Annotated in this window: 5 protein-coding genes; 1 reads left to right on the forward strand and 4 read right to left on the reverse strand. The window is 72.8% G+C overall.

The features are described from left to right. Positions 1-343 precede the first annotated feature (343 nt). Positions 344-1,024: a Crp/Fnr family transcriptional regulator gene (locus tag D7Y13_RS08550; protein WP_120533192.1), complete on the forward strand. Its 681-nt coding sequence runs from the start codon at positions 344-346 to the stop codon at positions 1,022-1,024. Between the two features lie 3 nt (positions 1,025-1,027). On the opposite strand, the gene D7Y13_RS08555 is transcribed toward D7Y13_RS08550, so the two are convergent. The 4 genes from D7Y13_RS08555 to D7Y13_RS08570 all read right to left on the reverse strand — a co-directional run bounded on the left by D7Y13_RS08555 (position 1,028) and on the right by D7Y13_RS08570 (position 8,941). Further along, positions 1,028-2,584 carry an adenylate/guanylate cyclase domain-containing protein gene (locus tag D7Y13_RS08555; RefSeq protein ID WP_120582901.1) on the reverse strand — a complete coding sequence of 519 codons (1,557 nt, stop codon included), beginning with the start codon at positions 2,582-2,584 and terminating at the stop codon, positions 1,028-1,030. 10 nt (positions 2,585-2,594) lie between these two features. Continuing rightward, the gene (locus D7Y13_RS08560; protein ID WP_120582902.1) at positions 2,595-4,634 is read right to left on the reverse strand and encodes a protein kinase domain-containing protein; all 2,040 of its coding nucleotides are present in this window, start codon (positions 4,632-4,634) and stop codon (positions 2,595-2,597) included. Between the two features lie 150 nt (positions 4,635-4,784). Continuing rightward, the gene (locus D7Y13_RS08565) at positions 4,785-5,651 is read right to left on the reverse strand and encodes an NAD-dependent protein deacetylase (RefSeq protein WP_120582903.1); all 867 of its coding nucleotides are present in this window, start codon (positions 5,649-5,651) and stop codon (positions 4,785-4,787) included. A gap of 197 nt (positions 5,652-5,848) precedes the next feature. After that, a complete protein-coding gene (locus tag D7Y13_RS08570; RefSeq protein ID WP_233595382.1) occupies positions 5,849-8,941 on the reverse strand; it encodes a tetratricopeptide repeat protein in 3,093 nt (1,030 codons plus the stop codon). Between the last annotated feature and the right edge of the window lie 355 nt (positions 8,942-9,296).

Raw genomic sequence — 9,296 nt, forward strand, 5'->3', positions numbered from 1 at the left:
GCAAGAGCCGGCACTCGTGTTCGCGTCGAGTTCCCCCTCAGAAACTCGACGCTTCCCCCTTCTACGTGCCGACCCCTGCGGCTCCTCCCCCGTTTGTTCCCCGCTCGTACGCCAGTGGGCTAAGAAGTCCCCCGACCTCTTTGACTCACCGTGTCGCTTTGCGGGCCCCCCTGCTTCCCGTGCTGCGATGAAGAGACAGTACGCCTCCCCCCTTTTCCGGGCTGTGAAGCGGCCCACAGGCTGAGTGTGAAGGCGTTCACACCCGCCGGACTTGTCCGCTCGGTCTGGATGGGAGGCTTCCCTACCTGTATCCAGGGATTCCAGGCAGAATGGCGGCCCCCTCATGTCCTACGCGCAGCTGCTGGCCGAAATCCCGATGTTCGAAAGCCTCGGCCGCGAGGACCTGGAGACCATGTCGTCGCTGCTCCAGCCCCGGCGCTTCGCCCGGGGGGAGGTCATCTTCCACCGGGGGGATGTGGGGACGGCGCTGTTCATCATCCGGCGCGGGCAGGTGGCCATCCGGCTGAGCTCCAGCGAGGGGCGCGAAATCACCCTGGCGCTGTTGGACCGGGGGGACGCGTTCGGGGAGCTGTCGCTGCTAGACGGCGAGTCGCGCTCCACCGACGCGATGGCGCGCGAGGAGGCGCACCTGCTCACGCTCCAGCGCGACGACTTCCGCCGCTACCTGGAGACGCGGCCCCAGGTGAGCCTGGCGCTGCTGGCGAACATGAGCCGGCTGGTGCGGCGCACGACGCAGCTCGTGTACGACTCGGCCTTCCTGGATGCGCGCTCGCGGCTGGTGCGGGTGCTGCTGGAGCTGGCGAAGACGCAGGGGCGCCAGGGGCCGGAGGGGCTGGTCATCACCCCGAAGCTTACCCAGTCGGAGCTCGCGAACCTCTGCGGCGTCACGCGCGAGAGCGTCAACAAGTGGCTCCGCTACTACGTGCGCGAGGGGATGCTGTCCTTCGAGGGCGGGCAGATCATCCTGCTCCAGCCGGAGCGGCTGGGGCAGGACGCGGAGTAGCCGTCACCCTCCCCCGGCCGGCTCCCACCGCACGCGGAAGAGGGACAGGGGCTCCTCGCGGCCCTTCACCGTCACCGGGACCAGGGGCTCCAGCGCGAAGGCGTCCGCGTCCAGCAGGGCGCGCGTGGCGTCGGTGAGGAGCACCTCGTCCGGGCACGCGACGCCGCACACGCGGCTGGCGACGTTGGTGGCGTCCCCCACGGTGGCGTACTGGAGGTAGCGCTCCGAGCCGATGTTGCCCGCGGCCACCGGCCCCGAGTTCAGGCCGATGTGGACGTGGATTTCGGGCACGCCTTCGGAGCGCCAGCGCGCATTCAGGTCCGCCAGCGCGCGCTGCATCTCCACCGCCGCGCGCACGGCGCGGTCCGCGTCATCGGGCCGGGCGAAGGGGGCACCCCACACGGCCATCAGCGCATCGCCGATGTACTTCTCCAGCGTGCCTTCGTGACGGAAGACGATGTCCGCCATCACCGGGAAGTACGCGTTGAGCATGTCCACCACCTGCCGGGGCTGGAGGCGGGAGGACATGGCGGTGAAGCCGGTGATGTCGGAGAAGAGGATGGTGACGTTCGCCTCGCGCACGTCCAGCGGGACGCCCTTCAGGGCCTTGAGCTGGCGCACGACGTCGGGCGGGAAGAAGCGCTGGTAGGCGTTTCGCAGCACGGCCTCCTCCTCCAGCCTGCGCGCCAGGTGCGCGTGGTCCAGCGCGATGGCGGCCTGGTTGGCGAAGGCGGTGAGGAACTCCAGGTCCTCGTCGGTGAAGAGGCCGCCCTGCTTGAGGCTGTCCAGGTACAGCACGCCCAGCACCGTGTCGCGCGTGCGCAGGGGTACGCACAGCGAGGCGCGGATGGACTGGCGGAAGACGGACTCGGACGCCTGGAGGCGCGCGTCGTCGCGGGCGTCGGCGAAGAGCGCCGCCACGCCGCGCGAGTGCACGTAGTCCACGATGTGCTGGCTGTAGAAGCGCTCCGGCAGCGTCCCGCCCCGCGCGCCCCGGGCCACGCGCGGCACCAGCTCCCCGGTGTCCCGGTCCACCAGCAGCACCGCCGCCCGGTCCACCGCCCAGATTTGAAAGACGAGCTGGACGACGCGCTCCAGCAGGCCGTCCACCGGGCCCGGCGACGAGAGAATCTGCCCCACCTTGAGGAGCACCTGGAGCTTGTCGCCGGTGCGGTCCGGCGAGCGCGTGTCGAGCAGCGACTCCATGGCGCCCCCGGAGAAGCGCGTCTCCAGGGGCTGGGTGCGCAGCGGGCCCCAGCCGTCCGGCAGCGGCGTGTCCGAAGAGACGAGCCGGAACGACACCTCGCCGCAGCGGAAGGACTGGCCGTGGCCCAGCTCCTGGCGCGTCACGCGGTGCGGGCCCACGAAGCTGCCGTTCTTGCTCTCCAGGTCCACCAGCACCACGCGCCCGCCCCGCCGCTCCAGGCGCGCGTGGCGCCGCGACAGGCTGGGGTGCGGCACGCGGATGCCGTTCTCCTCGGTGCGGCCGATGGTGGTGGTGCCTTCCGGCAGCATCACCACCCGTTCGTCCACCTGTCCTGGGTTGAGGATGAGGCGCATGCGCTGCCGCTCAGGAGGACGTGGACCAGGAGGGCCCCTTGGCCGTGAACGCGTCGGCCCGGGGCGCGGGCGCCTGCGCCTCCAGGACGGCGGGGGCCACCTGCTGGGCGGTGCCCTCGGAGGAGGACGCGGACGCGCTGCCGTGCCGCGCCACCACCTCCCGCACGACGAGCATCGCCGCGTCCGGGCCCGGCAGGCGCCGCTCCCCCACGGGACGGCAGTCGAAGGAGGCCGCGAGCCGGGCGGCCAGCGATTCACTCACCAGCACCTGGTCGCGCCCGGCCACGGTGGCGAGCCGCGCGGCGGTGTTCACCACGTCGCCCAGCACCGTGTGGTCCAACCGGCCGCGTCCCGTGGCGCCCACGTTGCCGGACACCACCGTGCCGGTGTCCACGCCCATGCAGACGCCGTGCGCGTACGGGGACGCGTCGCCCCCGCTCCACGCGAGCGCCTGGAGCCGCTGCTTCACCGCGAGGCAGGCGTCCAGCGCGCGCGCCACGTGGGCTTCGCCCTGGAAGACGGCCATCACGGCGTCGCCCAGGAACTTGTCCACCACGCCGCCGCGCGTCTCCAGCTCCGGGAGAATGACCTCGAAGTTGGCGTTGAGCCGGCGCAACGCGGCTTCCGGAGGGTGCTGGCGGGTGACGGCGGTGAAGCCCGCCACGTCGAGGAAGGCGACGGTGGCGTCCACCTGCTCGCCCGCGAGCGCGCCGGGACCGCGCACCAGCGGCAGCACGCGCTCCAGGATGCCGCCGTGCACGAACATGCGCAAAAGCGCGTTCTCCTCCGTGGAGCGCACCGCGCGGCGCAGCTCCGCCACGTGGCGCACCGTCTTCGCCAGCGTGGACTCCAGGTCGTCCAGGTCCACCGGCTTCACGAGGAAGTCGAACGCGCCCCGGTTCATCGCCGTGCGCAGGTTGGGCATGTCGCCATACGCGGAGACGATGACCACCTTCACCAGCGGATCCACTTCGCCCACGCGCGACAGGAAGGTGAGCCCGTCCATGCGCGGCATGTTGATGTCGCACAGCACCGCGTGCGTGTCCGGGTGCGCCCGCAGCACCTCCAGCGCCTCTTCACCATCGCGCGCGAAGACGAAGGTGTAGATGCCGTCGCGCACGTGCTTGCGGAAGCGCTGGCGCATCAGCACCTCCACGTCCGGCTCGTCGTCCACCACCAGCACCTTCGCGGGCTGCGAGACCCGGCCCGCCTCCACCAGCGCGACGAAGCCCGCGGCCAGCTCGCGCGCGGACGTGAAGCGCTGCTCCGGCTTCGGGTGCAGCGCGCGCTGGAAGAAGGCATCCCCGGCCGCGCCCAGCTCCGGCACGAGCTGTGAGACGGCCACGGCGGGCGGGTGGAAGACGCCGCGCAAGAGGCCGCCCACGGACTCGGGGCCGTAGGGGAACTGGCCGGTGAGGGCGCGGTAGAGCACCACCGCGAAGGACCAGAGGTCCGCTCTCGCGTCCAGGTCCGGATCCGCGCGCAGCTGCTCCGGGCTCATGTAGCGCAGCGTGCCGGTGAGCCCTTCGGCCTGCGCGGACGCGGCCTCGTCGGAGCGGAGGAGCGAGCGCGCGAGCCCGAAGTCGAGCACCTTCACCACCTCCTCCCCGTCCACGTGGGCGAGGAAGAGGTTGGCGGGCTTGAGGTCGCGGTGCACGAGTCCCGCCGCGTGCGCCGCCGCCAGCGCGCGGGCCACCGGGGTGACGAGCGCGGACACGGCGGCCGGAGACAGGCGGCCGCGCTGGGTCAGGCGCGTCTCCAGGTCCTCGCCCTCCAGCAGCTCCATGACGATGTACGGCACGCCGCCGTCCACGCCGGAGTCATGCACCTGCACCACGTGCGGGTGGCGCAGCCGGGCCACGGCCTGGGCTTCCTGTTCGAAGAGGCGGTGGGCCTCCGGCGTGCGGGCCACGACCTCCGACGCGATGAGCTTGAGGGCCACGTGCCGCTGAAGTTGCAGGTCGACGGCCAGCCAGATGGCACCCATGCCACCGCCGCCAATCCTGCGCTCCAGCGCGTACCTGCCGCCCAGCGGGCGTCCGGTGTCCATCAGCCCTGTGTCTCCGTCCCGGGAGCGACCCCACCGCCGCCCCTCGCGAAGCCGGGAATGATGGCACACCTGGACCGCGCCGGGCGTGCCCATTGCGCCACGCGCGGCGGATGGCTGCACGCCCGGTGTGGGAGGGAGGGACGTCCAGCGTCAGGCGCGCGTCAGCGACGCCACGAGTCGGGGCAGCACGTCACCCGCCCGCGCCTCCACGCGCACATCCGCGAGGCTGTCGCCGCGGCTCTCGCCGATGTTGAGGATGCCGATGGGCATGTGGCGTTCAGCGGCGCGGGTGACGAAGCGGAAGCCGGAGTAGACGGTCAGGGACGAGCCCACCACCAGCAGCGCGTCGCCCTCCTCCAGGAGCGCGAACGCGTCGTGCACCAGCGGCGCCGCGACGTTGTCCCCGAAGAACACCACGTCCGGCTTCAGCGTCCCGCCGCAGCGGGTGCACGCGGGGACGCGGAAGTCCGCCACGGCCTCCGGCGGCAATTCCGCGTCGCCATCCGGCCGCAGCTCGACGACGGTGTGCGCGAAGTCCGGGTTGAGCCCCAGCATCCGCGCCTGCACCGACGCGCGGGGCTCCTGCGCCTGGCAGGACAGACAGCGCACCCGCGACAGCGCGCCGTGCAGTTCGAGCACGCGCTGACTGCCGGCCGCGTGGTGCAGGCCGTCCACGTTCTGGGTGATGAGGCCCGGCGTCACGCCCGCCGTCTCCAGCGCGGCCAGCGCGAAGTGTGCGTCGTTGGGCCGGGCGGAGGTGAAGCGCGGCCAGCCCAACAGACTGCGGGCCCAGTAGCGCGCGCGGACCTCGGGGCGTTGCAGGAACTCGCGGTGCTGGATGGGGTTGCGCACCTTGTGGCGCGTCTCCGGACCGCGGTAGTCGGGGATGCCGGACTCGGTGCTGCAGCCAGCGCCGGTGAGCACCACGACGCGGCGGCCGCGCAGGAGCGAGGCCAGGGCTTCCAGGCCCGCTTCGGGCGGAAGGGCGGCGACGGGCGGGTCGACGAGGAGCGTCATGCGCCCCAGCCTATAACGCCGCCTCGCTCTGCCCGCCCGTCGTCCCCTCCACCGCCGGACGAGGGAGGGGGCGACCCTGGTACCGACAGGGGTATTCGACGGGCGGCGCCGGGCCCTTCAGCGCACCACCGTCTTCGAGGAGGGCCCCATCGCGTTGGGGGTTGCCCTCCTGTCCTGGCGCTTTGGGCACCCGGCCGTCAGCGCTCCACCGTCTTCGCGGAGGGGTCCGCATCCCTGGGCGTGGCCATCTCCGTCTTGAGGGTGCGCCGTGCGGCTGGCGGCAGTCGGGCGATCCACCGGTCCATCGCCTGACGCAGCTCTGGGACGGAGGACTCCTCATCGGGCAACGCGGCGACCTCCTGGCGGGCCTCCGCCGCGAGCCGCAGGGCCCGGGGATGCTCCTGTTTCGCTTCCCACAGTGCGCGCGCCAGCATGTACCGCGCGGCGGGGCGCTCCGCAGGCCGGGGCCGCGCGCGCTCCCACCCCGTCACGGCCTTCTCCAACGGAGCCAGCGCCTCGCGCGGCCGTCCGAGCACCATGTACGTCCGCCCCAGGTCCACCAACGCCCCCGTCCAGCCCCCGTTCACGTCATCCGGCAACGAGGTCTGGAGCGTGGCCGCGCGCAGGAAGTACGGCAGCGCCGCGTCCGGCTGGTTGCGGTAGCTCAGCGTCTGGCCCATGCCCCGGAGCACCAGCGCCAGCGTGGGATGATCCGCGCCCAGGCTGCGCTCCAGTTGCGTGAGCGCCGTGGCGAAGCGCTGCGTGGCCTCCTCCAGCCGCCCCATGTGCACCAGCAGCGTGCCGATGTTGTTGACGATGATGGCCACCGTGGAGCTGTCGCGTCCCTCGGCCTTCTCCGCGATGCCCAGCGCGCGCTCGTACAGGGGCAGCGCCTCCTCGCGCTTGCCCTGGTACTGCAGCGCCAGCGCCAGGCTGTTGAGCGCGTCCGCCACCTGCGGGTGGTCCTGTCCCAGCGAACGCTCCAACAGCGCCAGCGCGCCCCGCGCCAGCCGCTCCGACTGCACGAAGTCACCCTGCTGCCACCGGACACTGGCCTGCTCCAGACGGATGCGCGCCACGTCCGGATGCTCAGGGCCCAACGCGCCGCGCACGGTGCCGATCGCGCGCTCGTACAGGGACAGGGCCTCCTCCGCGCGCCCCTGCGAGCGGCGCACCGTGCCCAGCTCCACGCGCACGTCCGCGACCTCCAGCGCCTCCGGCCCGAAGCGCTTCTCCAGGAAGGACAGCGCGCGCGTGAGCTGCTCGTGGGCCTCCGGATAGCGCCCCTGCCGCGACAACAGCCGGCCCAGGTTCGCCGCGAGCGCACCGCTCAGCTCACCGCTGCCGCCCAGCCGCTCCACCGCGGCGCTGGCGCGCTCTCCGGCCTGCTGCCCCTGCGCGTACCGGTCCAACCGTTCGCCCGTCACGCGCACCGCCAGGGTCCACGCCCTCGCGGCGGCCTCGTCGTTGCGGCCGGCCTCCGCGGCCCACGCGGCCTGGAGCACCGTCTGCTCCGCGCCCCGGTAGTCCCCTGCCCCGTCCTTCAGCTCCGCGAGCAGCAACAGCGCGTCCGCGGCGCCGGACCAGTCCCCGGCGGTGCGAGCCGCCTGGGCCACCGGCTCCACCCGCGCCACACCCTGTGAATAGCGGCCGGCGGCACGCAGCGCCCTCGCGTCCACGAGCGCCTGCAGCAGCGCGACGGTGCGCTCGCGCGCGGCGGCGTCGTCCGGCGTGGAGTGTCCCCGGGACGTCAGCGCCTCCACATCCGAACAGCCCGCCAGGGGCGCCAGTCCCTCCACCGCGCGCGGCGCGCGCTCCACGAGGTCCGGATCCGCCTGGGTGAACAACTGCGTGAGCGCGGCCACATCCGCCAGCCGAGCGTCCAGGCAGCGCATGCGCAGCGCCATCACCGCCTCGCTCTGCTCGCCCCGCACGCGGGTGGCCTCGCACGCCGCCGTGCGCGTCGTCACCCAGGCGGCGGTGTACGCGTCCAGCCCTCGGCGCACGTGGCGCAGGGCATCGTGCGCGAAGCGGCGCTCGGTGCCGATGAAGGCCTCCTCCACCGCGTGCTGGCGCGGAGCATCCCAGACGCCATCCAGCGCGCGCGAGGCCCCCTCGCAGCCCGTGGTGCGTCGTCCATGGAAGGCGCCCGTGATGGCCACCGCCGACAGCACCAGCAACGCCCCGACGCCCACGCGCAACCGCCGCGTCCGGCGCGCGGTGGGGTTGGACTCCAGCTCCGCGATGAGCGCCTCCATCGACGCGTGCCGGTCCTCGGGCCGCACCGACAGGCCCTTGAGCAGCACCCGGCGCAGCCACTGCGGCACACCCGAATGCCGGGGCACGTTCTTCACCCGTCCCGCGTGCACCGCCTGGGACAGCTCCTCCACCGTCGAACCCGCGAAGGGGCGCTCGCCATAGAGGCCCTCGTAGAGCGCGGCGCAGAAGCCGAACTGGTCGCTGCGCGCGTCGGTGCGCTCCTCGGGAGGGAACTGCTCCGGGGCCATGTACGCGGGCGTCCCGCCCTCCATGGCGCGGGGACGTGTGAAGCCTCCGGGCGTCACCTGCGGGGCCACCACGCCGGACATGATGCGCGACAGGCCGAAGTCCGTGACGCGCACGCGCTGGTCCTGCCCGACGAGGATGTTCTCCGGCTTCACGTCCCCATGCACGACGCCCACCGCGTGCGCCGCGGCGAGCCCCCGGCCCGCGGCGACGAAGATGTCCACCACCTGCCGCCACGGGTGCGGACCGTCCTGCTCCCACTTGCGCAGCGTGTGCGCGTCCACCAGCTCCATGGCCAGGAAGACCTGCCGGCCGAAGGTGCCCACGTCGAAGACGGAGACGACGTGCGGATGGGACACGCGGGCCATGGCCTGCGCCTCGCGCAGCACCTGGTTGCGACCGGCCTCCGCGCCCAGACCCAGCGCCTCCACCTGCAGGAGCTTGAGCGCGACGCGACGGTCCAGCTCCGGGTCATACGCCGCGTACACGACGCTCATCCCGCCGACGCCGAGCATCTCCAGGATGAGGTAGCGCCCCACCGCCGTACCCCGCGCGAGCGGCGGCGTGGGCAGACGCATGCGCGGCTTCTTTCCACGCCACGGCTCCACGGCCAGGGTCGCCAGCTGACTGTCGAGCACGTCCTCCTCCGGCGCGGGAAGCGGCGCGGCGGGAGGCTGCACCTTCAGCGCCTCGGACACCATGCGACGGCAGGAGGGACACGTGTCCAGGTGCTCGTCCACGACGGCGGCCCGCTCGGGCGGCAACGTCCCGAGCAGGAGGTCCATGAACGTGGGTTCGTCAAGGCAGGCGAGGGGCATGGAGGGCACGGGGGTAGAGGCAGCACACCAGGAGTCACGGCCTCCGTCGAGTCACCCCCCGGACTGTTTCCCACGTTCATGGGTTGCCTGCTCGCCAGGGGGTACGTCGGTTCGCGAACGCACGGGATGGCGCGGGTTGAGCCCCCGGGACCTTTCTGAAAGCGTCCGGACATGCGGCGCCTTCGACGTCTCGGATGGGCCGGGCTGCTCTCCCTGGCGCTGCACGCCGTCGTGCTGCTGCTCCTGTGGAAGGCCAGCCCCGCGCCGGCGTTGCGAGCCTCCCGCGTGCGCGAGCGGGTCGTCGAGGTGGAAATCCTCCCCC

It is taken from the genome of Corallococcus praedator, assembly GCF_003612125.1.
In the GTDB taxonomy this organism is placed as follows: domain Bacteria; phylum Myxococcota; class Myxococcia; order Myxococcales; family Myxococcaceae; genus Corallococcus; species Corallococcus praedator.